This window comes from Vibrio superstes (assembly GCF_003569005.1).
In the GTDB taxonomy this organism is placed as follows: domain Bacteria; phylum Pseudomonadota; class Gammaproteobacteria; order Enterobacterales; family Vibrionaceae; genus Vibrio; species Vibrio superstes.
In genome coordinates this window covers 584,537-607,752 of the sequence record NZ_BCUR01000001.1, presented here as the reverse complement: position 1 = coordinate 607,752, position 23,216 = coordinate 584,537, and the positions used below count along the sequence as shown (strand labels likewise).

General features: G+C 44.6%; 22 protein-coding genes. 15 read left to right on the top strand and 7 right to left on the bottom strand.

Annotation, left to right across the window (positions count from 1 at the left end):
- Nucleotides 1-883: 883 nt before the first annotated feature.
- Both D5I41_RS02505 and D5I41_RS02500 read left to right on the top strand, forming a co-directional pair.
- On the top strand, nt 884-1,678 hold the full coding sequence (locus tag D5I41_RS02505; protein WP_119008345.1) for a hypothetical protein: 795 nt from the start codon (nt 884-886) through the stop codon (nt 1,676-1,678).
- 186 nt (nt 1,679-1,864) lie between these two features.
- On the top strand, nt 1,865-2,359 hold the full coding sequence (locus D5I41_RS02500) for a YcxB family protein (protein WP_119008344.1): 495 nt from the start codon (nt 1,865-1,867) through the stop codon (nt 2,357-2,359).
- A 252-nt stretch (nt 2,360-2,611) separates the two neighbouring features.
- Here the strand turns inward: D5I41_RS02500 and D5I41_RS02495 are convergent, their stop codons facing one another.
- Nucleotides 2,612-3,379 (bottom strand): RluA family pseudouridine synthase, encoded by a 768-nt coding sequence (locus D5I41_RS02495; RefSeq protein ID WP_119008343.1) that lies wholly within the window; start codon nt 3,377-3,379, stop codon nt 2,612-2,614.
- 312 nt (nt 3,380-3,691) lie between these two features.
- On the opposite strand from D5I41_RS02495, the gene D5I41_RS21495 reads away from it, so the two are divergent.
- The 5 genes from D5I41_RS21495 (at nt 3,692) to D5I41_RS02470 (ending at nt 8,653) form a co-directional block, all read left to right on the top strand.
- Nucleotides 3,692-3,817, top strand: coding sequence for a hypothetical protein (locus tag D5I41_RS21495; RefSeq protein ID WP_268978188.1), 126 nt, complete (start codon nt 3,692-3,694; stop codon nt 3,815-3,817).
- 72 nt (nt 3,818-3,889) lie between these two features.
- Nucleotides 3,890-5,224, top strand: coding sequence for a ferredoxin reductase family protein (locus tag D5I41_RS02485; RefSeq protein WP_119008342.1), 1,335 nt, complete (start codon nt 3,890-3,892; stop codon nt 5,222-5,224).
- Nucleotides 5,225-5,458: 234 nt separating this feature from the next.
- Nucleotides 5,459-5,689 (top strand): DUF3622 domain-containing protein, encoded by a 231-nt coding sequence (locus tag D5I41_RS02480; RefSeq protein WP_119009214.1) that lies wholly within the window; start codon nt 5,459-5,461, stop codon nt 5,687-5,689.
- A gap of 247 nt (nt 5,690-5,936) precedes the next feature.
- Nucleotides 5,937-7,181, top strand: coding sequence for an NADH:flavin oxidoreductase/NADH oxidase family protein (locus tag D5I41_RS02475; protein ID WP_119008341.1), 1,245 nt, complete (start codon nt 5,937-5,939; stop codon nt 7,179-7,181).
- 428 nt (nt 7,182-7,609) lie between these two features.
- Nucleotides 7,610-8,653, top strand: a complete 1,044-nt coding sequence (locus tag D5I41_RS02470; RefSeq protein ID WP_119008340.1) for a DUF1254 domain-containing protein — start codon at nt 7,610-7,612, stop codon at nt 8,651-8,653.
- A 146-nt stretch (nt 8,654-8,799) separates the two neighbouring features.
- Here D5I41_RS02470 and D5I41_RS02465 read toward each other — a convergent pair whose 3' ends face one another.
- A complete protein-coding gene (locus tag D5I41_RS02465) occupies nt 8,800-9,729 on the bottom strand; it encodes an NADP-dependent oxidoreductase (RefSeq protein ID WP_119008339.1) in 930 nt (309 codons plus the stop codon).
- A gap of 69 nt (nt 9,730-9,798) precedes the next feature.
- A complete protein-coding gene (gene ohr / locus D5I41_RS02460) occupies nt 9,799-10,221 on the bottom strand; it encodes an organic hydroperoxide reductase Ohr (protein ID WP_119008338.1) in 423 nt (140 codons plus the stop codon).
- Between the two features lie 129 nt (nt 10,222-10,350).
- Here ohr and ohrR point away from each other — a divergent pair, with 129 nt between their 5' ends.
- Nucleotides 10,351-10,788 carry a transcriptional regulator OhrR gene (gene ohrR, locus D5I41_RS02455; protein ID WP_371860118.1) on the top strand — a complete coding sequence of 146 codons (438 nt, stop codon included), beginning with the start codon at nt 10,351-10,353 and terminating at the stop codon, nt 10,786-10,788.
- A 23-nt stretch (nt 10,789-10,811) separates the two neighbouring features.
- On the opposite strand, the gene tsaA is transcribed toward ohrR, so the two are convergent.
- Together tsaA and D5I41_RS02445 are read right to left on the bottom strand one after the other, a co-directional pair.
- Complete coding sequence (tsaA, locus tag D5I41_RS02450) at nt 10,812-11,246, bottom strand: tRNA (N6-threonylcarbamoyladenosine(37)-N6)-methyltransferase TrmO (protein ID WP_119009213.1); 435 nt, start codon at nt 11,244-11,246, stop codon at nt 10,812-10,814.
- A 12-nt stretch (nt 11,247-11,258) separates the two neighbouring features.
- Complete coding sequence (locus tag D5I41_RS02445; RefSeq protein ID WP_119008336.1) at nt 11,259-12,146, bottom strand: DMT family transporter; 888 nt, start codon at nt 12,144-12,146, stop codon at nt 11,259-11,261.
- A gap of 105 nt (nt 12,147-12,251) precedes the next feature.
- Between D5I41_RS02445 and D5I41_RS02440 the strand changes: the two genes are divergently transcribed.
- The 5 genes from D5I41_RS02440 to D5I41_RS02415 all read left to right on the top strand — a co-directional run bounded on the left by D5I41_RS02440 (nt 12,252) and on the right by D5I41_RS02415 (nt 17,945).
- On the top strand, nt 12,252-12,851 hold the full coding sequence (locus tag D5I41_RS02440) for a TetR/AcrR family transcriptional regulator (protein WP_119008335.1): 600 nt from the start codon (nt 12,252-12,254) through the stop codon (nt 12,849-12,851).
- A gap of 205 nt (nt 12,852-13,056) precedes the next feature.
- The gene (locus tag D5I41_RS02435) at nt 13,057-14,349 is read left to right on the top strand and encodes a DEAD/DEAH box helicase (RefSeq protein WP_119008334.1); all 1,293 of its coding nucleotides are present in this window, start codon (nt 13,057-13,059) and stop codon (nt 14,347-14,349) included.
- Nucleotides 14,350-14,560: 211 nt separating this feature from the next.
- Nucleotides 14,561-15,250, top strand: a complete 690-nt coding sequence (locus D5I41_RS02430; RefSeq protein ID WP_119008333.1) for a zinc metallopeptidase — start codon at nt 14,561-14,563, stop codon at nt 15,248-15,250.
- Between the two features lie 377 nt (nt 15,251-15,627).
- On the top strand, nt 15,628-16,134 hold the full coding sequence (locus D5I41_RS02425; RefSeq protein WP_119008332.1) for a DUF3087 domain-containing protein: 507 nt from the start codon (nt 15,628-15,630) through the stop codon (nt 16,132-16,134).
- A gap of 488 nt (nt 16,135-16,622) precedes the next feature.
- Complete coding sequence (locus D5I41_RS02415; RefSeq protein WP_119008331.1) at nt 16,623-17,945, top strand: MATE family efflux transporter; 1,323 nt, start codon at nt 16,623-16,625, stop codon at nt 17,943-17,945.
- A 32-nt stretch (nt 17,946-17,977) separates the two neighbouring features.
- Here D5I41_RS02415 and D5I41_RS02410 read toward each other — a convergent pair whose 3' ends face one another.
- Both D5I41_RS02410 and D5I41_RS02405 read right to left on the bottom strand, forming a co-directional pair.
- Nucleotides 17,978-19,144: an alpha/beta hydrolase gene (locus tag D5I41_RS02410; RefSeq protein ID WP_119008330.1), complete on the bottom strand. Its 1,167-nt coding sequence runs from the start codon at nt 19,142-19,144 to the stop codon at nt 17,978-17,980.
- A 168-nt stretch (nt 19,145-19,312) separates the two neighbouring features.
- Nucleotides 19,313-20,470, bottom strand: coding sequence for a BamA/TamA family outer membrane protein (locus tag D5I41_RS02405; protein WP_186811125.1), 1,158 nt, complete (start codon nt 20,468-20,470; stop codon nt 19,313-19,315).
- 326 nt (nt 20,471-20,796) lie between these two features.
- On the opposite strand from D5I41_RS02405, the gene D5I41_RS02400 reads away from it, so the two are divergent.
- On the top strand, nt 20,797-21,228 hold the full coding sequence (locus D5I41_RS02400) for a hypothetical protein (protein WP_119008328.1): 432 nt from the start codon (nt 20,797-20,799) through the stop codon (nt 21,226-21,228).
- 151 nt (nt 21,229-21,379) lie between these two features.
- Nucleotides 21,380-23,215, top strand: a complete 1,836-nt coding sequence (gene secD / locus D5I41_RS02395) for a protein translocase subunit SecD (protein WP_119008327.1) — start codon at nt 21,380-21,382, stop codon at nt 23,213-23,215.
- The last annotated feature ends 1 nt before the right edge of the window (nt 23,216 follow it).

The window sequence follows — 23,216 nt, the reverse complement described above, 5'->3', positions numbered from 1 at the left end:
TTTGAATAGGTCTCCGATAAAAGCTCTCGGAGACGACGGTTTTTGCCAAAGCCGCGCTTTCACGTCACCCTCGAGTGCTTCTATCGAGGGTCTAAATAGCTCTGTATTTGAATAGGTCTCCGATAAAAGCTCTCGGAGACGACGGTTTTTGCCGAAGCCGCGCTTTCATGTCACCCTCGAGTGTTTCTATCGAGGGTCTACGTAATCCTGCATTTGAATAGGTCTCCGATAAAAACCTCGGAGACGACGGTTTTTGCCAAAGCCACGCTTTCACGTCACCCTCGAGTGCTCTTATCGAGGGTCTAGGTAATCCAGCATTTGAATAGGTCTCCGATAAAAGCTCTCGGAGACGACGAAGTTGCCAAAGCCGCGCTTTCACGTCACCCTCGAGTGTTTCTATCGAGGGTCTAAGTAGCCTCAGCATTTGAATAGGTCTCCGATAAAAGCTCTCGGAGACGATGGTTTTTGCCGAAGCCGCGCTTTCACGTCACCTTGAGTGTTTCTATCGAGGGTCTAAGTAGCTCAGCACTTGAATAGGTCTCCGATAAAAAATCTCGGAGACGACGGTTTTTGCCAAAGCCGCGGTTTCACGTCACCCTCGAGTGCTTCTATCGAGGGTCTGACCAATCCAACCAATGAATAGGTTTCTAAGAAAGCACCACGCAGACGACGGTATATTTGCACTTACCCTGCCGTTACCCACCTAAAAACAACATATCTAATGTGAATAGCACATATAAATACAAAGAATTAGTTTCTTCTAACTTCATGCCTTACACTATGCGAGATCAATTCTCGGAATTGTTTCTATCTAGAGCCTAATCTCCGCTGGTTTCTTCCCTTTACTTTCTATGAGCATGTGAATCTTCACAGGAGCCCACTAATGCGTAAATTATCCACGAGCTTAATTATTCTCTTTGCTGGTTTGAATACCACAAGTGTGCTCGCAGATACCTCAAACACGTCAGAAGAAGATACTTCTAGTCGTTCAGAGTCTAAAAAGGATATTTACGACAACGAGAATAAGCACGTTGATGATCCAACTCGCGTGGTGACAAAACTAGGGCTAGCGGGCGACTATAATTTTGAATCTGAAAATTTTGGATACTCGATATCCGGGTCTATTGGCCTTAGTGACGCACAGAAAATCAACCTCAGGTATCACCCTGATAGTGAAGAGTGGACTCTAGGTGGCTCATGGTTGTTTAACTTTGGTATTGTGAACTTCAACTTCGGCAAGAGCGAATATGAAGACGGTTCTAACTTTAATAACTACAGTGTCGGAACATTCGTCCCTCTTTCAGTATTTGGTATAGAACCTGCGGGTTGGCAGATCTTCCCAATGGCAGGCTTCAACTACACCGATGGAGAAAGACCACTTAATGAGGGGGATCCTGATTATGATTTCAGTAACCCTTACGTACTCCACCCTAGCGACAGCACCGGCGGCTACCTTGGCTACTTCTCGTTAAAACCTGTCACAGAAGAGTTTACCGTGATTACATTCGCAGGCGCTTCAGTAGGCTCTGATGACTATTTCGGCTACTGGCTTGGTGCAGGTATGGGATACAAGTTTACCAAGAAAGACTCTATTAACTTGCTCGGCATTGTTACTGACAATGACTACGGCGCAGAACAGAAGATCATCCTTGCATACAGTCACACTTTCTCTGATTAGTGTTTAAGGCTCCATAGAATCTACGTATCAGCAAATTTGGCTATTGTGAGGGTAGGCGCTCTCAGTGTTTTTGATTCAAAGAAGACCAAAATAGCTAAAGAAAAGCGCGGAGAAGCTTTACAATACTCGAGTTGCGAGATTCCGGCATGGAATACTCATTTGTAGAGAGCCTCAAAGTAGCCATATATGTCTAAAGATTTTGATTTCACCACAGAATACACGCTCGACAAGACCTTTTTTGCTGAGTGTTATGACCAAACTAGCCGTCCTTCCAATGTTCTAAAAGACTACCTAAAAGTTGTTCTCTTTCTTGTTTTTGGTGTGATTTTATTGGAGTTTGAGCTACTGCCTAACGGCTATGTGGGTTGGTTCTTTATTGTGTTGAGTGTTATTGAAGCGTGTAGTGTTTATTTTAAGAGAGGCTGGTGGTTGTGGCGCCAAACGTTCAGTGCGAGCTCTGGCAGTAAAGTAACATTTCAAGTCAACTCTAGCGGTATGAGTTATAAAACTGGCAACAACACCCGCAACATCACCTGGGGTGAAATCGACCAACTTCAACAGAGCGATCTAGGGTTTATCCTGCATATGGGTAAGCAGCGCCAATATGTCAGTAAATCTTGCTTAAATGATGAAGCGATCGCATTCATGGTAGAGCAGCACGCGCTGTCAAAAATGAGCTAGCGTAAATAGAAGTATTAAGATAGATACGGTCAGATCATTCATTTAGTTTCTCGCCAGAGGACAAGACGTTGCATGCGACGGGAAGGTTTTTGCCGTATCTGAGGTTATCCGCACTCCCTTTACAGGCCCATCAATAAGTCTCCAATTTGTCGTTGATTTTTATTATCAGCCTCCTTTACCTTTTTCTGATCGATTTTTCTTTATTAAATTTATAATAAGTCCGAATCAAGCAACTAGCGTTCCGGCCATTATTTAAAATGGATTTGGACTATGTCCATGCATTGCCTCACCAGTGGTGGGGTGAGTAAAGTAAATGTCACTGGCATGTAGCATTAGGCGTTGAGAGAACTCTTCTGCTTTAGAGGTGCTTTCTTGGTCATGGCTACCGTTTAGATCTGCGTTGTTGTAAAGGTCACAGCCCATTATAGGGTGACCAAACTCAAGACTATGGATACGCAGTTGGTGAGTGCGACCAGTAACAGGGGTGTATTGCACCAAGGTTCTAGGAGGGTTAGCCAAGCGGCTAATGACCTGATAGTCACTAATCGCATTTTTGCCAGTATCGTGACAAATCTTAACTCGGGGAAATAGCGTCTTATCTTTAGCAATAGGGGCTGATATTTGGCCGCTATCGGCTTCAACCCATCCATCTAACATAGCAAGGTATCGCTTTTGCACTGTGCGTGCCTGAAACTGCTGATTAAGGCTCTTTGACGCTGCAGGGTTAAGCCCTACCACCATAACACCAGAAGTCCCTAAATCTAGTCGATGAGGCAGTTTTGCGTCTACGAACGACTGTGTCGCTTTTTCAGTTGGGGTAGCGTCTTGACCGTTAACTAGGCGGTAGTGCACCGAATCCCAATTAAGCGGGTTTTTGCCTGATAAACTTAACAAACCACTCGGCTTGTTAATCAATAAAATGTCATCATCTTGATACAGTATCTCTAGCCTAGCCAGACACTTTGGCGCTACAAAGTTATCAATTATTGCATTGGTTGTAGAAGAGCCTGATTTAGACATTTAAGAGACCTGATGTGAAAGAAGAGAAACGGGTTATGGCACAGTAGATGAGCACGACTGGCCACTACTTTGTCGGTAAACCAAAGGCATTGCAATAGAAGAGTCTCTCTTAAACTTTGCTGTCTCAATAAATAGATCAACTTGATACAAATAGGCATGTTTTAAAGAGTATGCCGCCTAGTTTTAGAGCACTCTGAGATATAAAGTATTGGCACATTATCGTTAGAGGGTGTCCCTAGTGAGCAAAACCTAGGCCTGCAACTGAAAGAAGCACAAGCTAGTGGCCCATTTACAAAAATCGATCCTTCTGTAGTGAATAAGCAAAATTTCTTCGCAAGACCTGCTGGCGTGAAGTGGAATGGCGGGTATATCACTGAAGGTGCTTATCGCGAGTTTTGGACAGCGAGTAGTGCATCAGAGAAAAAGCACTTTGCTTAGCTTTACCCATATTGACGTTGCTTTACTTTATTAGAGGTAAATTAAAATGGTCGTCGATATGAGATTGAGATCATGAAAAATGTCCGGAATATCATTTGGGTAATGATAGCGATAACGTCCGCTTTTTGGTTTGCGGTGGAACCGCAAATTATCACGTCAGACAACGTATTTGAATGGCGCTCTGCCATGATTCAGTACTCAGGTATTTTGTCTCTGATGCTGATGTCCATCACAATGGTGCTTGCGATGCGACTCTCTTTTATTGAGAACTGGTTCAACGGTATGGATAAAGCTTATCGCATCCACAAGTGGGTAGGCATCGGAGGTGTCTCACTAGGTATCGTGCACTGGATGTGGTATCAAATCCCTAAGTGGCTAGTAATGGCTGGTGCACTAGCAAAACCTGCCCGGCATGATGGTTCAGGTCCCGCTAGAGCCTTGTCAGGTTGGGAAGTATGGATCACCGAATTACGTGAGTTTGGACAAGGTATTGGGGAGTGGGGTTTCTATCTGCTACTCATATTGGTAACGGTGTCACTGTGGGCTGCGGTAAAATATAAGCCTTTTAAGGTCTCGCACCGCTTAATGTCGGTTGCGTATCTATTTATTGCTATTCACTCAGTGCTACTTCTCAAGCTCTCTTATTGGGGAGAACCTATTTATTACCTTACTATTGCGTTCGCGATAGCAGGTTCTTTGGCTGCATTTTACAGTTTGCTCGGCCTTGTAGGGCGTCGAAATCGCTGTTCGGCTGTGGTGACATCAACGCGTTATTTTTCCCAAGCTAAAGTAATGGAACTAGTGCTGAAGCCGAACGTTTCTTGGTTAGGACATCAAGCGGGACAATTCGTGTATTTACGCTTTGGAAACGAAGACGCACATCCTTTTACCATTGTCTCTAATAGTGAAAACTCTGAACTACGCTTCTTGATTAAGGAGTTAGGGGATTTTACCAATGGGTTATACGAACGAATAAAAGTGGGTGACGAATTAACGGTGGAAGGGCCATATGGCCGATTTGAGTTCGACCATAGCAAGCCGCAAATATGGGTTGCGGGTGGTGTTGGGGTTGCTTCGTTCTTTGCGGCATTAGAAACTCTCAAAGGACATCAAACAAACCATCCTAGAGTGAGTCTATTTTATAGCAATCGTGGTATTGATGAACAATTGACTGGTGAGCTAAAGTCTCTTGCGCATCAAGCGGGAGTGAGTTTATACATTACAGATACGTTATGCTCACCTCGGTTGAATGCCATGCAGATCGTGCAACAATGCGGAGATTTAAGTGACTATGAAGTCTACTTTTGTGGGCCTGAAATGTTTTCTAAATCGCTGAAGCAAGATCTAAACGCTTACCGATTTGATATTGATCAGCGATATCACGAAGAGCTCTTTTCGATGCGTTAGACGTAGTGAAGGAGTGGTAGGTTGGTTCGTCTCTTCTTTATTTTGGATTATCAGCGTACACCTCGATAAATAAATACATTAAAGCAGGCTTCTATGCTTTAATGGCGCCCTTCCAATTGATGGTATTATCTAAGAATGCCATCTATAGTTTTCAACCAAGCTAGCTTGTGTTGGCAATACGCTTGGGAAGAGCTTTTTAACCCAAGTAATGAAAAGATTTTTAGAGAATTGCATATGTCTGATAGTAAAAAATTCACGGTACGCACTATTGAAAAGCGTAATGGCTGGTGTGCCGAGATTGTTCGCCAAGTGACATCTCGCAGAACAACTGTTTCTAAGAGAGAAATGGGCTTCGAAACAGAAGCGCAAGCACAAGCGTGGGGCGAGAAAGAGCTAGAAGGTTTCATTAAAAACCAAGTAGAGCGTAACAAACGCAAAGCAGCTGATCGTCAATCAGAAGATTAAGCACCGCTCTAATACCAATCGTACTAAACAAGTGATTGGTATAACAAGCTTCAACTATCGAGTCAGCGAAACCCTCGCTGACTTTTCTTTATCTACGACATCAAATTTGATCGTCGCAAACACCGACTAGTCTCTTCTTACCTGCTTACCCAGCAAGCTCAAGCATTTCTTATTATGCTCGGAACTATGTGAAAAATAGAGCATACTGCTCGCATCATACCTAGATTATCTAATTGTTAGAGCACGCATGAATTCAATCGATCTCAGCAAACCTTTCACCCTTATCAAAGGCCAAGTCATCAAGAATCGCTTGTTTAAATCGGCAATGAGTGAACAACTTGGAGATAAGCAACATAATCCGACCTCGGGAATAGCAACGCTATACCAACGCTGGGCTAAAGGGGGGATTGGTTTATCCATTACGGGTAATGTAATGGTGGATCGAAGTGCCCTTGGTGAACCTAAAAATGTGGTTCTCGATGAGCTAAGCGATATGTCGCTATTTACTGAGTGGGCGAATGCTGGAAAGCAAAATGGCTCGCAGATATGGATGCAGATCAACCATCCAGGTAAGCAAATTCCCAAGTTTCTTTGTGATAAGCCGGTAGCGCCTTCTGCTATTTCATTGGGCAGTGGTTTGGCGAAAGGCTTTAATACTCCGCGCGCATTAACTGAAGCGGAAATCTTTGAGATTATTAATAAGTTTGTTATCAGTGCCAAACTTGCAAAGCGAGCGGGTTTTACTGGAGTTCAGATCCATGGCGCTCATGGCTACCTTGTGAGTCAGTTTCTATCATCACGTCACAATCAGCGAGATGATCAATGGGGTGGTTCATTAGAAAATCGACTTCGATTTGTATTAGAAGTGTATCGCGCCATACGTAAAGAGGTTGGCGATGATTTCCCTGTAGGGATCAAGCTCAATAGCGCTGACTTTATGAAAGGCGGCTTTACCGAAGAAGAGTCAATGCAGGTGGTGCAGGCTTTAAGTGAAAACGGTATCGATCTCATTGAGATCTCCGGTGGTACATATGAAAGCCCTTCAATGATGGGCTCTAAGAATAAAAACGAGCCCGTGAAAGCCAGCACCATAAAACGTGAAGCCTATTTTATGGATTATATGGTTAAGGTGAGAGACTTGGTGAGCACGCCGCTGGTGGTTACGGGGGGCTTTAGAACGGCGCCAGCAATGAATGAAGCATTGAATACATCGGCCACTGACTTTATTGGTATTGCTCGAACCATGGCTGTGGACCCTGATTTCCCAAACAAGCTAATCGAAGACCCTCACTATGGAATGCCTCTGACCGTTCCTACTACGGGTAAGCCTGCGCTCGATAAAATGGCGATGGTTGGATTGGTATGGTACGAGCACCAAATGTGGCGTATTGCTGATGGCAAAAATACTGACCCTGAATTAAGTGCGCTCGGAGTTGTGATCAAAACTATTTTAAGTGCTGGATGGCATACGTTCAAAAAGCGTAGGGCGTAAATAAAATCGAGATCCTGAATCTTATACCAATCGTAGTAAATAACTGGTCATTCTAGCTGGTTAAAAGGCTTGATAACTTCGTTAGAATTTTTGATTGTAGAATAACTACTTATCGAAAAATCCTGCCTTGTTCTCAAGCCTTTTTCTACGCTATTTCTGATCACTTAATCACTGTGATTGGTATTAGGTTCTTGGATATCGCCACAATCAAGATATGCGTAGATTGTATTTTAAATTCACCGTGATATGCGCTTAAGTTATTATTGATATTGTAAATAGGAATTTGTGATTACCCTCAGTACACCATAAACTCATTCGTACTTGCTGAGACAATGATGGTAATTCATTGATAAGCATAAAATTTGAATCAACTGCTTATAACCAACAGTGGTTGCATTTTACTTAGAAAGAATTGAGGTATTGAATAGATGAAAAAGTTTCTACTAGCACCAATCGCGGTAAGTATCCTAGGTATGTCAAATATTGCATCTGCTGAAGTTAATGTTAATCGAGACAACTATATTCAAGCTGAAACTTCTAAGTATTTTGCAGTAACTGAAGCAAAAGCAACAGATGGCGTAAATAGCTGGAGACACTTCCGTACGCCACCATTGACCGAAGAGCAGCCAATTGTGCGCATGAACCGCGATACCATCTACTCTACTGCAGTAGTTGATACGGAAAAAGGCGCGACAGTGACACTGCCTGATTTTGGTGACCGTTTTGTAATGGTGCAGTTTACTGATGAAAACCATCAAACCTACGACATGGTTTACACCAAGGGTAATGAAACTCTGGAAGTGCCAAACTCGACAAAATTCATGTTTGTGATTGTTCGTACTTACCTTCCAAACCTTCATGATAAACAAGAAATTGCAGAGCTTAATAAGCTACAAGATCAGTTAGTGATCAAAGCGGGTTCAAAAGATGACTACCCAATCTTTGGTGGCTACGACTTGCCAACGCTCGCTGCAAAGCTTGAGCCAGTGAAGAAAGAAATCTTGACTGAAATTGCCGTTGAAGGTGTTGCTGACTCTGAGAAGATGTTCGGTACAGGAGAGTACACAACCGCAGAAAAGCGCATCCAAGGTGCAGCTTATGGATGGGGTGGGGCGACGTTTAAAGATAACATCTATCAATACTCGCCTAACTTTGAGTCAACACAGTGTCACTCAGTGACATTTGAAGACCCTAAGAACAAAGGCTTCTGGTCATTCACGGTCTACAACGAAGATGGCTTCATGTTTAATGATGATGCAAGCACCAACAGTGGTGTCGCTCAGCCAAATGCAGACGGTACATACACTGTGTACTTTGGGTGTGATGAAGAGAAATACGGTGCTAACAATATACCTTTAGATGGCTTAAAAGATGGTCAACAGTGGAACGTGCTAGTGCGTCACTATGCACCAACGACTGAGTTCCTGTATAAGGACATTGACCCGAGCAAGGGCATCACGCTAGTAAAGTAGTAATGATTGAAAATTCTTAGCGGAAAGGCCTGATTATTCAGGCCTTTTTAGGTGCTGTGGACTGTAGGTTATTGTTCTAAATCACTTTTTATCCACTGAATAAAGGCTGCTATTTTCGGTCTATCTTGCATGCCCTCTACGCGTACTTAGCTTACTTCTATAGCAATCTTACCTCGAGTACGACCTGATTGGCTTTGAAGGTGAGCATCGGCAATATTCTCTAGTGGGAAGCGGTGCTCTATGAACGGACGAAGCTGATCAGCTTCAACCAACTTGTTGAGCTCAGTAAGAATGCGCGCACTTGGTTGTATAAAGACAAATGCGGCCTGTACATTATGCTCTTTTGCTGTTTCTTCGCTTGGCGGCTCAACAACAGAAACCATCATGCCATTAGGCTTAAGTAATGACCAAGATAGTTGTTGAACTTCTCCGCCCATCGTATCGAGAACCACGTCAACTGGTGAAATCTGTTTATTTAACGGTGCTTTAGCGTAATCAATAGCTTCATCTGCACCAAACTGAGTTAATAGTTCAAGGTTTGCTGATGATGCGGTAGCAACAACTGTTGCGCCTTTGGCTTTGGCTATTTGAATAGCGAGGTGACCAACACCACCCGCACCAGCATGAATTAGGACTCGTTGACCCGTCTGGATATTAGCGATATCGACCAAGCACTGCCATGCAGTAATACCCGCAAGTGGAAGGGCGGCAGCTTGCACAAAATCGAGTTTAGTTGATTTTAGTACCGCTTCATCTGCTTTAACTGCAATGTAATCAGCGTAGCTGCCATCGCGCGCAATATCGGGGCGGCTAAAGACTTCGTCACCTACAGAAAACTGGCTCACATTGCTACCTACTTGAGTAACGATCCCGGATACATCCCAACCTAGCGTGATAGGCAATGCGTAAGGGATAAAGTCTTTCAAATAGCCTTCACGTATCTTCCAATCAACAGGGTTGATAGAGGCTGCCTTTACTTGAATTAGGATGTCATCGTCATTAATTGTTGGTTTATCAATTTGCTCTAACTTCAATGTCTCAGTGCCACCATATTGGTGAATTTGTACTGCGCGCATAGAATCTTCCTTCTATTAGATATTCTTTTAAACAGGCGACTCGCCTAGCTTCTATCGTTTAATACTGGATTAAATTGCTTGACCGTTAACCGAAATTTTCACGTCGATGTTGCCACGAACTGCATTTGAGTAAGGACAAACTTGATGAGCGGTATTTACCAAGGCGATGGCTTGTTCTTGGTCTAGATCTAATTCAATAGATAACGCTACCGTCAGTGCAAAGCCACCATCTTTATTTGGACCAATACCTACAGTTGCAGTAGTCGGAGCGGATGTGATTTTAATCTTCATCTCTTTAGCAACGTGTAATAGAGCATTTGAGAAACACGCAGAATAGCCAGCCGCAAAAAGTTGTTCTGGGTTGGTTGCACTGCCAGTACCCCCCATTTCTTTAGGGTAACTTAGTGCAACGGAAAGTAGGTTGTCGTCAGTAGATACTTGACCGTTACGGCCTGCTGTTGCGGTAGCTGAAGTAGTGTATAGCGTGGTCATTGTTGAGGTCCTTGATTTTAAATTGACGGCAATTAGATTGCGCACAATCTAATTTCAGGCTCATACTAATTGATAAAATCTAAGTGCGCAAGTATATTGTGCACAATGTAATTGCGGGGTGAGATGAACATGAGTGACCAAGATGAATACCTAAAGCTAGACAATCAGGTGTGTTTTGCACTTTATAGTGCTTCGAATGCAATGGGCAGAGCTTATCAACCCTTGCTTAAAGCGCTTGACCTTACCTACCTTCAATACATCGTCATGATGGTGCTTTGGGAACAAGAAGAAGTTAATGTTAAAACGTTAGGAGAGAAAACTCATCTTGATTCTGGAACACTAACGCCACTACTTAAACGCCTAGAAGCAAAAGACTACGTGCGCAGAACGCGAAGTAAAGAAGATGAACGAGTGCGTGTGATTACATTGACATCAGCAGGTGTAGATCTGAAACAGCAGGCACAACAGGTGCCTGTAGAGATGTTTTGCCTTTCTAAGATGAATGAGCAAGAACTTACACTTTTGAAGAAACAGTGCGAGCAGTTGCTGGCAAACTTGCAAACATAAGTCATTGAAAGATTAATTTAAGCTCAGGTCGTACTTGGCTTTTCTAGAATATCTGTATTGGTTTTCAAGATTGAATTTGAAGTTGCCGGTTTAATATCCAGCAAAGGCGTACCATTCAAGCAGTCGAGCCCTTTAACCGTAATCACATTGCCCTCAATAGCCTCTATCGGCAGTACCGCGGCTCCAATGGGATTCGGCCGATGCGGTGAACGAAGTGCAAACACGCCTTTACTAGTTTCACTTCTACCGGATTGAATCATCTGATCCCGCTCGGCATCCGCTAACCAGTAAAGAATCAGAATATTATTCCTTACCTGCAATCCATCTAAGCCATGTTCGAATTCCTCAGATAACAGTATCTGGCAATCAGGACCTTGTGGTTGGATGTTATTGGGACATTCATCCAGTGATATATACGGGGTTTGGATCTCACCAATGTATTGTAGTGATTTAGTCATCATTGCCTCAGGTTATTGCTCAGTTTTCAATTCAGAGAAGGTATATGCGAGTATGGTAATAAGAATAATCATGCCTCCTAAAATGCTGGTTGAAGCAGGGATCTCAAAGAAGAATAGATACCCCCAAATAGGCGCGAGTACCGTTTCTAACATCAGTGTCATCGACACCTCTGCGGCAGTAATGTGGCGAGTAGCAACCATAGAAAACACTCGGCCTAGTGGCGCGGTGAACAACCCCATTGCCGCCATTATTAGCCAGGTGTTCAGGCTATAACTGCTAGGCTCAGCTAGAAACGACATCACTATAGCGAGTAACAGTCCGCCCAATGCTACACTTGCTAGCCTGCTAACCTCTTGATACTTGCGAAGCAGGGTAAACATCAGCGATAGACAAATGACTGAGAACATCGCCAATGCATCCCCTAGCAAGTTACCTGAACCAACAGAGCCCGATACGACAATACCAATACCCACTATCACTGCAATGATGGCAATAATGGTGGAGCGACTCGTCTTCTCTCGCAGTAAAAACCAGCTAAAGATCGCTGCAACGGCAGGCGATGCACTTAATATCACGAACGTATTTGCGATGGAGGTATTCTTGATACTCAATACCAAGCCTGCCGCACTACCAAGCATTAAAATGCCTGCGAACAGCAGTGGCCATCCACTTTGCTTTACCGCCTCAACCACGCCGCGCCTATCACTGACCTTAAGTAAAATGGGCATAGAGATAGCGCTGAACAAACCAAAAAGAAAAGCAGTGTCATAGCCACTAACACCGGATAATCGAATAAAGATCGGGTCAATACTCATCAATGTCGCGCCAAGAATAGCAATCAAGAAACCAGCGGCACGGCTGTTCTTTACTGTTAAGTCTTGAAATGTGGAAAGTGTCATAGTGTACTTCTTCAATTAAAAATCATACTGGCGAGTATGATTTTTAATTGTTAGAGTGTCAAGGTTAATCATACCGGTGAGTATGAATATTTTGTTGGTGGGAAAATGAGCAAAGTCGAGCAAAACAGAGAAAAGAAGAAGCAGGTAATTTTAGTGGCAGCAAAAAATGCTTTTTTATCAGAGGGGTATACCGCCGCCAGCATGGATAGCATTGCAGCAGAAGCAAAGATAACTAAGCAAACCTTGTATCGTTATTTCCCATCAAAATTTAACTTGTTTCAATCAACACTTGCGAAGCTAGGTGAAGGGTTTAATGAAAGGTATCTGCAACACTTATCTCAAAAGGACACGCATGATGCTCTGATAGCATTCGCAAAAGAGTTTATGCAGTTCCACTTATCAGGTGAACATATCGCAACCCAACGCCTGCTGATCGCAGAGGTAAATCAGTCTCCTGAAATCATTGAGAGTTTCATGGAGATGAGTTCAGACTCTACAAGTCGTGCATTGCATGTATTTTTTGCGGAGCGATTTGATTTAGTGAATCCTGAGACAAAAATTGATTTATGGCTGGGGATGCTACTTGCTCCAAGAGCGAAAGCGTTATTAGGAATGCCAACACTCAATAGTGAACAGATAGAAAAGCATGTAATTGAGGCAACGGAGTTATTGCTTGCCGGTATTTGCGAATCCACTACACTCTAGGTCGTTGGGAGTGGTCAAATAGCTCTTTTGCCCTGAAAAACATGGCTTCTAAAGGACTTGTTGCCATTAAATTGTCATATTTTCGAGCTTATTGCGACGAATTGGTAAAAAGTCTGCCGTTCCGATACAGTTTGTTCTACAATCTGCGACCGTATTTTTGGTTATGCTTTACGTGGTCGTAGCCGCTTAATTTAGGAACACAACAATGTCATTTTCATCTCAGAATTTTTCTCCAGAAATTGTGAAAGCACTGTCCGAGTGCGGCTACGAAAAACTTACTCCTGTTCAGCAGAAAGCGATCCCACTCGCTCGTAAAGGGCACGATATCTTAGCGAATGCTCAAACAGGGACAGGCAAAACTGCCGCTTTCGCTCTGCCAATTATTCAGCAGTTATTAGACAAGACCAAAGATAATAACCATTTTCAAACACGAGCACTGGTTCTTGCACCAACACGTGAATTGGCCGCACAGATAGCGCAGAGCATTGAAGATTATATCAAGTACACATCATTGAGTGTTGCTGCCATCTATGGTGGCGTGAAAATGTCATCTCAGGTTCAAAAGCTAAAGAACGGTGTCGACATTCTAGTGGCAACACCAGGTCGCTTAATAGAGCATCTGGATGAGAAAAGTGTTTCCCTACAGAACCTTGAATTCTTGGTTTTCGATGAAGCCGACCGTATGTTAGATATGGGCTTCATTTCATCAATTGAAACCATTATGTCTGGTGTTTCAACGAAGCCACAGACTATGCTGTTCTCGGCGACCTTCTCTCCGCAAATGAACAAACTAGCGGCCGAAATGTTGAATCAACCGAAAAGAGTATCGGTAACTCAAGAAAACGTGACGGCAGACACGGTTGCACATGTTGTCTATCCGGTGGACCAAGAAAGAAAGAATGAAATGCTATCTGAACTTATTGGTCGTAAGAATTGGAAACAGGTATTGGTCTTTGTGAACTATAAAGAAACGGCCAACATGTTGTTGAAAGAACTCAAATTGGACGGCATTAAAGCGGTACTATGTCACGGTGATAAAGCACAAAGTGCCCGTCGTAGAGCGCTTGACGAGTTTAAAGAAGGCAAGGCACGTGTGATGATTGCAACCGATGTGGCTGCTCGCGGCTTAGATATTAAAGGCCTTCCGCACGTAGTGAATTTCGATATGCCATTTTTGGCAGAAGATTATGTTCACCGCATTGGCCGAACAGGCCGAGCTGGCCAAAAAGGTCATGCTGTGTCTTTTGTCAGCCGTGAAGAAGAACTGACGTTGCAACAAGTCGAGTCCTTGATTGGTCATACGATTCGACGTGTAGAGCAAGCAGGGTACGAGCCAAAAAACCGTGATGCTCTATTGCAGAAAATGCACAGCAAACCAGCGTTCAAAAACCGTAAAACCCGTACGAACAACCCTTCTGATGCCAGTCAGGGTTCAGCTGAGAGAAGCGCTCGATTACGTAATATCGTGAGAAATAAAGCTACAGGCGCTAAGAAGTAAACGAATCAACGCACACTAAACGCCGATGATGCAAATCAATCGGCGTTTTTTTTTCGTTTTGCCCGATGAGACCTCTTTCTACTATTACTTTATTTCCAACCTTCGAGTCAGTCTATTATTGGCAAGCATCTGCTGCTCATTTTTATGCGTATAATAATTAAGGTCGACAGACCCTAGTAGTCACACAATAATTCAAGGCACACTGATTTAAATGTTCTGGATAGTCATATTACTCATAATCGCGATATGCGTCTTTCTGCCGAGCCTGTGGGTCAAACATGTGATGGAAAAGTACAGACAGCCGGCAGATCGCTACCGCAACAAGGGAAGTGGTAGTGAACTCGCTCGCCACCTGCTCGACAGTTCGGGCTTGAATAGCATAAAGGTAGAGGAGACCTCTGCCGGTGATCACTATGACCCGACTGACAAGGCTGTGCGTCTAACGCCGGACAACTACTCAGGTTATTCACTGACAGCAGTGACTGTAGCCGCCCATGAAGTGGGACATGCCATTCAGGATTCACGTGGAGAAGCCTTGTTCCTTGCAAGGCAGAAACTCGTAAAGACTGCCATAGTCGGAGAGCGCATCGCCGGAATGATGCTAGTGGCTGCTCCGATTATCCTAGTGCTGACCCGCGTTCCGCAGGCGGGAGCGCTTACAATGTTGATAGGTATTGTTTCAATGGCACTGAGTACCTTGGTGCACCTGGTGACTCTTCCAGTGGAGTTCGATGCCAGTTATGGCAAGGCTTTGCCGATTCTGAAAGAAGGCGGCTACCTGCATGATGGTGATCTGGAGCATGCGGAGAAAATTCTCAAGGCGGCGGCGCTGACCTATGTCGCTGCATCGTTGACCAGCTTGTTAAACTTGGGGCGATGGATCGCGGTGCTCCGCCGGTAATGGCTGATTGATGCCAGTGGTTCAGCGAGTGCTACGTCTTTGAGTAGGCGTGGTTTCAACTTGGCACCTGAGTTAACCCTTCCATACAGCCGTTTACCACCAACCCATTGCTAGGTTGCCGCAAGTTATACGCTTTGGCTAAAGCTGTGCTCACTAGCGCTGTTGATCTCTATGTAATCCAACGGGAGTACTGCTCCATCACGATTGCCAGGCTCATCCACTCTAATCAGGCCCTAAATTTAACTCATCCGAAATATGGTTTCATAACGCAATTGCTAACAAATAATCCTTATTCACAATATTGAAGCGTGTATAATTTTTTCCTTATCGACAGTGGTCGGTATCATTCATTCGGCGACAGGGATTCTGGTACAAAAATGCAGTTAAAAGAGATAGATAAAAAGCGCTACCGTTCACGATTAAACGTGGTGATTGTTGCCTGCATTGCCAGCTTAGCAGTTTTAAGTTTATCAGTATCTCAGACATTGATTTACCTCTTCCCCTCAGAGACCGGTTCTCATTTTCATTGGAATTTGCTGGGAGTGGTAGTCAGCGCTATCGCAGTAGGGGTGATGCTACGTAAACTAAAGACTCATCCTAAAATGTTTGAAGTTGCCTACATTTGGGATCTGAAACATCAGTTGAATTTGATCTACAGAAAGAATCGCAAACTCCTTGCGGCTGCAGAGCAAGGCAACAAAGAGGCGATGTTAGCGTTGCAGTTTAGTTATCAAGGCTCTCGTCAGTTGTGGCAGATGGATGACAACACCATCACCATGAGCAGCTTGAATACCGCGCAGAATCAACTGGATAAATGGGTGGAAGAGTACGATGTGCAACTGGATATCTCAGACTATCACTCGGAGATGCTAAAGCAGTTCTGAGGAAAAGATTAACTCGATTGCTTATACCAGAGCCTCAAAGCAAGACGTTTCCCACAGCAACTTATTGTGGGGAAGCTCAAGAATCAATTAAGCATCTACAAAAATCACTTCACCAGTGATGAAGCCATCTACTGAACGCTCAAAGGCTGCCGGAGAATATTACCCACAGCATAAAGGTGATATACAACTAGCCTATCAGTTGGCGACGGGTCATCTATCATCAAAAGAGAAAGCCGATTCTCTTAAAAGAGACACTGAATGCAGGCCTCATCAGTTAACTTAATGGCTTTAGCTATTAAATGAATGTTTAGATCGCAATGATTTTTCAATATTCGCTATTGAATTACCGCAGTGATCTGGATATTTTGTGTCACCTCATAAAGGGCAGAACACTACTGCACCCTTTGTAATATTGCTCCCACTCTCTGCAACATATAAAAAGGCATTCAGTGTTCAAGAACAGCACCTACATTAAAAAGAACATCAAGATGGCTTGGCCGATTGCGATTAATGCCTTGTTAATGCAGGGCATGTTGATGATTGATACTCTGCTTATTTCGCCATTGGGTGAAGGCTCTCTCGCGGCAATGGGGATTGCAAGTACGATCGTTGCATTGATGCTAGGGGTTCAGAATGCACTAGCGAATGGCTCGCAGAATGTGTTATCGCGTGCTTTTGGCTCTGGTAAACAGAGCTTGTTGTCAAAATCTTTCCTCTCTGGAGTGATTATCAACCTGTCGGTTGCTGTACTGTTCTTTACTTTGGTGACGGTATTCAAATGGCCGCTGATCAAGCTGATCAGTCATGATACCCATTTGTATGCAGACATCGATGCGTATCTGTCTACGATCAAATATGCCTTACTACTGACCGGCATCTCTCAGGTATCCATTGCCCTGTTCAATGCTATGGGCAAGACCAAACTGCCGTTACTCAGCTACTTACTCACCATGCCGGTCAATGCCTTGGTTTCTTACTATCTGATTTATGGGGTAGGTGATTTTTCAGGTATTGGTATCTCGGGCGCAGCCTTAGGTTCTGTGATTGCGCTTGGGCTGAGAATGCTATTCTTGTTGGTGTGTTTGCGATACCAAAAGACATCTAAACTCTCGTTTACGGAGGCTAGCGACGGCGTTGCACGTAACGTAAGGCTGCACTTTAAAGAAACCTTCCCGATTGCGGCCAACATGATGGTGTTGGCGATGGGATTGGCTGCCTATAACCTCTTGTATGCGCAGTTACCCACAGAAGCGTATGCAGCTGTTGTTATGATAACACCTTGGCTTTCTGCGCTGTCACAGTTTGTTTTGGCGTGGGCGGTGTCATCGGCAATTACAATTTCGCAGGCGATTGGCTCAAACAAGCTAGAGACTTTGGACTCTGATGTGAGCCTGAGTATTAAGGTCACTATTGCGGTATCTGGGGTTATTGCTTTTAGCTCTTTCATTTTGAGTTTGGTGATAGACAAAATCTACCCAGGACATTCACCAACTACCTATCAATCGCTAGCGGTGATCGCCCCTTTGTACATCTTGATGCCGTTGATACAAGGCTATACCACAGTGCATGGCCAGGTACTTCGTGCATTGGGTAAGACGACTGCTGTCTTCAATATTAACTTCGTCACCCGTTGGCTGATTGCCTTGCCACTGTGTGCCTTTGTCGTACTGGTGCTTAATGCTTCAATCTTTTGGGTGTATTCGGTGGTGGTATTTGAACAAGCGCTGAAGATCATCCCAATGCGCTATCAAGCTCGAAAATTCTTGCGAGAGTTTGATAGTCAAAAGGCCAAAGAGCTAATGTATGACTGATTCCATGGGTAAGTGTTAACTATCACTGTTTTCTACTGCTTCGACAGCACCTTTGCCAACTCCTCAATACTCTCGTCAAAGTAGGGGTTGAAGGTAAGTCTTGCGTGGACCTTTCCTGGTTCTAAATAACCATAAGAAGAGTACCAAACTGGCTCACCAGACTGGCATTTCAGTGTATCTTCAATGAGTTGCCCATTATCGCAGATGCGAACCTCGCCCTTGATGCCATATTCTTTGTTATCAGGTGAGAACAGCCCGCCCATATGTGAACCCTCACTAACCCGTAAAGAAGGGAGATTCATGCTATAGGCTGATACGCGTTGCTCTTTGGGTGGATTATCGCCAAGCCAAACTAGGTGCGAATTGGGGTTGGTAAAGGTCGTTGCAAAGTGCTGCACAGCAAAGCTTTTATCGATGACGGTATCCCCTTCACTGATGAGCATAAACACCGGCTTATTATAACTTTCCGCCTTTGAGAGCTGCTGTTGAACTTGTTGCGTTGTCTCGTAGTAGCTGGCTGCCGCTTTCATTGGTAAAGAGCCGTAGCGCAAGTAGTTATCCTCTGGGTCTTGGTCAGCCCAATCCATAAAGTATTGTGCCCATTGGGTCATAGGAGCAAGGTTAGATTGTGCTTTAAATGCAGGAGAGAAGAGGATCAGACCGTTAAGCGAGTCATCGTTCAGTGCGTAACTGGTCACCAGATTAGCGCCAGTTGAATATCCCCCAAGCCAAACACTGTTTACTTCCCGCTGTAGCAGCTTGATCTGCTGCTCTACGCTTTTTTGCCACAGTTGCGCAGAAACCAGTTTTAAGTCGCCAACCTTAGTGCCGTGACCGGGCAGTAGCATGGTTCTGACCAAATAACCTTGATCAGAAAGTCGCTGCGCAATATCGACAAAGGAGTAGGGAGAGTCACCCAAGCCGTGAACCAGCAAGATGGCCTCGCCATTCATTTGGGAGGGACGGTATTCCTTAGGAGAGTTCAGCGCTATCTCGCGTTCTTTATCTTCAGTTAAGTAGTACCGTTCAGCACGCATCCAGGCCTGTGTCTCAGACACATATTCCTCGAAGGTATCTTGATCAAACGAGCTAAGGCCTGCACCGCTTTGATAATAGAGAGGTTCATTATGATTAGAACCACACGCCGCCAAGGTGGTCGCCACAATAGCAATGGTTAAGTGTTGGGTCTTTTTTAGCATGGATGAAATCTATTTCCTTATGGATTTTCCATTTATACGCACCTTACCATTTATCAATTCGAAATGTTTTTACGTTGTTGATGATTCTATGCCTTGAACGATAAAAGCTTAAAAACAATCTGGGCTTTAGTGCCCAAATTGGTGAAGATAATCGCCTATGAGTTAGATTTAAAACCCCGTCCCCACAGTAAAGTAGAGTGCTTGTTCTTCATCACTAAAGCCCAAGTCGACACCCATGTGTAAGCCGTAGCGACGAGCAATCTGGTATCTAAAGCCGGCGCCATAGGCGTCAACGGTTGTTGATGATGTTTTGGAGGTGAAGCAGTCACTCGGGCAGCCACCAATGTCGAATCCGGTGGTTTCGTTGCGGGTGTGACCGACACCGTAGAAGCCTAAGATCGTCCAGCGATTGTCGATACGATACATTAGCTGCGTTTGCGCTGTGGTCACTTGATCCCCTTGATAGCGAAATGATGAGATGCCGCGTAGATCGATATACGGATTGGAGGTTGGCGTCAGCATGGTTTCGTCAGTGCTAATGGAGTCGTAACTTCCGGCAAAAGCGATGATCCATTTCTCGCCAATAGGCACATAAACCTGTCCTTCAATAGAGAGGGTATCGTAGTCATGATCAGCGCCAATCTCTTTTCTATGCCACATATAATCAGCATTGAGAGAGTAACCTTTGGTCGGGAAGAACATATTGTCACGGCTATCGTACTCCAGCACTATGCCTAAACCTGAGTTGTTGGTTTCATCTAAGTCCATGTATTGCAAAGTTTTATCAACCACGCCATTAGAGGACTCTAGGGTCGATCTACTCCATATTTGCTTCGCGCCTAACAGCCAATTGGTGTTCGGGAGGCGAAACTGTATTTGCTGTAACAACACGGCGAAGTCGGTTTCGGTATCAAACTTAAAGGCTTTGTCTTGAGGGAGTAGACCACCAAAATCATTGTAGATATTGATGTTTGCGTGACCAATAGCGCCGCCACCCATATAGCGAATGCTGTCTTCCTTCCAAGTGCGTCGGTGACCTGCGGCTACTACCCAGGTACCATTTTCGGTTCCTGCGGCCGCAACGGCCGTCATTGCTGGTGGGATTAGCTGCGCGCCACCATCGAGGGATTCTTTGGCAACCCTCTGACGTGTCTCTTTTTCTTCATCGGTTTCGTGCAGAAACAAACCCGCAACGCCACCGCCATAACCCACTGCCGGCTCGGTAATGATGATGGGTACTGGAAGAAAGCCATAAGCGTTATCTGCTAGATAATCACCCATATCAAATCGCTGATCGATAGGGTCGATAAATGAGGCCAAGGCCATTGTGGGTAAAAGACTTAACGAAAAAAGAGAAGCAATGGTTGTCGGTCGAGAGGTAGTCACAATGTCAGGCTCAAATTAGAATCAAAATCGAGCTGATTGTACGAGTATTGCCTGAATGACAAACTACCGGATGATGGATCGCTTCCTACATAATGAGCGAAAGCAATATAGAAGAAATTGAGCTTCAAATCCCTATTTCTAGTGACAATACTTAGTCTTCAGATTAGCAATGTAAGATTTAGTTTTTTTTAGTTGTAACTATTCAACATGAGGCATAGGATGCTGGCATCGAGCCTTAGGTTCGAAATAAACCCAACGAGAGTACTATGCCATACATCATCCGACAATTTGTAATTCTGCTACTTGTAGCAGCGCTTGCGCCTATGCAAGCCATTGCGTCTGATGCAAAGGCACCGGTGCTTTCGGGTGGCCTAACGGCAAGTCAGCTATTAGACCTGGGCCCTGCTACGCAGCAAGGGTTACCAGATACCTCTTCTCATAGCCAGCACAACCCGTTGGCCATCGTCCAAACTCAGCGTTATGCCTCGGTACCCAAGCAAGCACAAGAACTCGGCGGTGCACCAGACCATAACTCAGATCCTACAGCGTTTAGTTATCAAGCTAGTGATTATGCCTACAGTGCTAGGCTTCAAGTCGGTCAGGCTGTATTCAATCATGTTACGGGTGCACATCGCCTAAGCGGTTGGAAAGATAGCAACGCCCTGTATGTGGCCTTAAACGGTCAATTTTCTTCATAGATATCCCTCAAATGGTTCACTCGTAGTGAACATCTCATGACCATGGAGTTTTTTATCTAGCCAGCGCTGTTGGCGTGATAACGAGCACCTGTCATCTATCTCTGAACATTTCATTTTACTCTGCCCATTGAGGCGGAGGGATAATTTATACATGAAGAAAAGAACCGCAAGTGCAAACAGCAGAGCAAGGCAGAATCATTATTCTGCCTGGAAATACGTCGTACTTATTTTTACCGTGGTCATATTGACCCTAAGCGCCATTCCAACCTGGTTTGGCGAGAAGCCTTCTATTCAGCTTGAATTACCAGAGCAGACTGTATCAAGCTCTTCAATTCAGACACTACAAGCCTCGTTGGAAGCGCAAGGGATTCCTGTTCTTTCCATCAATCAAGAATCGAACAAGGTTTCACTCTTGTTTGGAAACGAGTCGGACCAAAGCCATGCTCGTAAGGCTTTAAATGACTTATACCCTGAACAACCCATCGCTTTTTCCTATGAATCCGTTGCACCGCAATGGCTATCAAACCTAGGAATGAACCCTATAAAACTAGGGCTAGATCTAAGAGGTGGTGTTCAATTCTTGTTGCATGTTGATGTTGATAAGGCAATGCAAGAGCAGCAAGTTGCTATGGTTGATGAGATCAAAGCAAATTTGCGACAGAACATGATCCGAAACACCCGAGTTCAGTTAGCAAGTAATAACTCAATCACCGTCTCTACGAATAACCCTGCAGCTTTGACCTCGATATCTGAGCTTGTTCATGAACAATTCCCTGATTGGCAGATCACCAACCATGAGAATGAATTGAGTTTGTCTCAAAGCGAACAATATAAAACGGAAAACCAATCGGTCATTGTTCAGCAGAACCTGCAAATCATGCGTGGGCGAATAGAAGAGCTTGGGATTACCGAGGCATTGGTTCAAAGGCAAGGTAGCGACAATATTCGTATCGAACTGCCTGGCGTACAAGACCCAGCGCAAGCCAAGAACGTCATCGGTGCAACCGCAAGCCTTGCCTTTTATGAGGTCAAAGGCGGATCTTCAGCCTACAGCCGTCAAAACCTTGTATTGAAAGATAATGATGGTCGCTCGGTTGTGCTTGATAAGAGCCCGGTACTCACGGGTGAACACATTACCAATGCCCGCTCTGGTCTGGGAGAGATGGGCACAGCAGAAGTGAACATTACTCTGGATCATGCTGGTGGCAAGAAAATGAGTGACTTCTCTGCGACGCATATCGGCAAGCCGATGGCGACCGTGTATCGCGAGTATAAAACCAATGCTGATGGTGATACCCAGCGCAGTGAGCGTGTCATTAGTGTTGCCACTATTCAGTCACAGCTTGGCAGTCAATTTAGGATCACGGGTGCAGGGTCGATGCAAGAGGCGCAAGAGTTGGCCATGTTGCTTCGCGCGGGTTCGCTCACCGCTCCGGTCACCATAGTTGAGGAACGTACCATAGGCGCATCTTTGGGTGCTGAAAACATCCAAAATGGGTTTGCGGCCCTGGGTTTTGGCTTGGGCATGACCTTGTTGTTTATGGCTTTTTGGTACCGCCGTCTTGGCTGGGTAGCGAATATTGCGCTGTGTACCAATATGTTTTGCCTGTTGGGTCTCATCGCCTTATTACCAGGCGCCGTTCTTACTCTACCGGGCATAGCAGGTTTGGTGCTGACCGTAGGTATGGCGGTTGATACCAATGTGATCATCTTTGAGAGAATTAAGGACAAGATGCGAGAGGGCCGAACATTTGCTCAATCGATTGACTCCGGTTTCGATAGCGCATTTTCCACCATCCTTGATGCCAATGTCACTACCATGATCACCGCAGTGATCTTGTATTCCATCGGCAACGGTCCAATTCAAGGCTTTGCTCTGACCCTAGGGTTAGGCTTGCTCACCAGCATATTTACCGGTGTTTTCGCCTCAAGAGCCATTATCAATTTAATTTGGGGCAAAGATGCCCGCCGTGAAGTGAGAGTGTAAT

What these genes read in the sequence shown, in the direction of transcription:
- D5I41_RS02465 (WP_119008339.1), bottom strand. Translation starts at nt 9,729, where the DNA reads ATGCGCGCAGTACAAATTCACCAATATGGTGGCACTGAGACATTGAAG.
- D5I41_RS02500 (WP_119008344.1), top strand. Translation starts at nt 1,865, where the DNA reads ATGTCTAAAGATTTTGATTTCACCACAGAATACACGCTCGACAAGACC.
- D5I41_RS02425 (WP_119008332.1), top strand. Translation starts at nt 15,628, where the DNA reads ATGCAGTTAAAAGAGATAGATAAAAAGCGCTACCGTTCACGATTAAAC.
- D5I41_RS02435 (WP_119008334.1), top strand. Translation starts at nt 13,057, where the DNA reads ATGTCATTTTCATCTCAGAATTTTTCTCCAGAAATTGTGAAAGCACTG.
- D5I41_RS02445 (WP_119008336.1), bottom strand. Translation starts at nt 12,146, where the DNA reads ATGACACTTTCCACATTTCAAGACTTAACAGTAAAGAACAGCCGTGCC.
- D5I41_RS02480 (WP_119009214.1), top strand. Translation starts at nt 5,459, where the DNA reads ATGTCTGATAGTAAAAAATTCACGGTACGCACTATTGAAAAGCGTAAT.
- ohr (WP_119008338.1), bottom strand. Translation starts at nt 10,221, where the DNA reads ATGACCACGCTATACACTACTTCAGCTACCGCAACAGCAGGCCGTAAC.
- ohrR (WP_371860118.1), top strand. Translation starts at nt 10,351, where the DNA reads ATGAGTGACCAAGATGAATACCTAAAGCTAGACAATCAGGTGTGTTTT.
- D5I41_RS02475 (WP_119008341.1), top strand. Translation starts at nt 5,937, where the DNA reads ATGAATTCAATCGATCTCAGCAAACCTTTCACCCTTATCAAAGGCCAA.
- D5I41_RS02400 (WP_119008328.1), top strand. Translation starts at nt 20,797, where the DNA reads ATGCCATACATCATCCGACAATTTGTAATTCTGCTACTTGTAGCAGCG.
- D5I41_RS02440 (WP_119008335.1), top strand. Translation starts at nt 12,252, where the DNA reads ATGAGCAAAGTCGAGCAAAACAGAGAAAAGAAGAAGCAGGTAATTTTA.
- D5I41_RS02485 (WP_119008342.1), top strand. Translation starts at nt 3,890, where the DNA reads ATGAAAAATGTCCGGAATATCATTTGGGTAATGATAGCGATAACGTCC.
- tsaA (WP_119009213.1), bottom strand. Translation starts at nt 11,246, where the DNA reads ATGACTAAATCACTACAATACATTGGTGAGATCCAAACCCCGTATATA.
- D5I41_RS02495 (WP_119008343.1), bottom strand. Translation starts at nt 3,379, where the DNA reads ATGTCTAAATCAGGCTCTTCTACAACCAATGCAATAATTGATAACTTT.
- D5I41_RS02405 (WP_186811125.1), bottom strand. Translation starts at nt 20,470, where the DNA reads ATGGCCTTGGCCTCATTTATCGACCCTATCGATCAGCGATTTGATATG.
- D5I41_RS02415 (WP_119008331.1), top strand. Translation starts at nt 16,623, where the DNA reads ATGGCTTGGCCGATTGCGATTAATGCCTTGTTAATGCAGGGCATGTTG.
- D5I41_RS02430 (WP_119008333.1), top strand. Translation starts at nt 14,561, where the DNA reads ATGTTCTGGATAGTCATATTACTCATAATCGCGATATGCGTCTTTCTG.
- D5I41_RS02410 (WP_119008330.1), bottom strand. Translation starts at nt 19,144, where the DNA reads ATGCTAAAAAAGACCCAACACTTAACCATTGCTATTGTGGCGACCACC.
- D5I41_RS02470 (WP_119008340.1), top strand. Translation starts at nt 7,610, where the DNA reads ATGAAAAAGTTTCTACTAGCACCAATCGCGGTAAGTATCCTAGGTATG.
- secD (WP_119008327.1), top strand. Translation starts at nt 21,380, where the DNA reads ATGAAGAAAAGAACCGCAAGTGCAAACAGCAGAGCAAGGCAGAATCAT.
- D5I41_RS02505 (WP_119008345.1), top strand. Translation starts at nt 884, where the DNA reads ATGCGTAAATTATCCACGAGCTTAATTATTCTCTTTGCTGGTTTGAAT.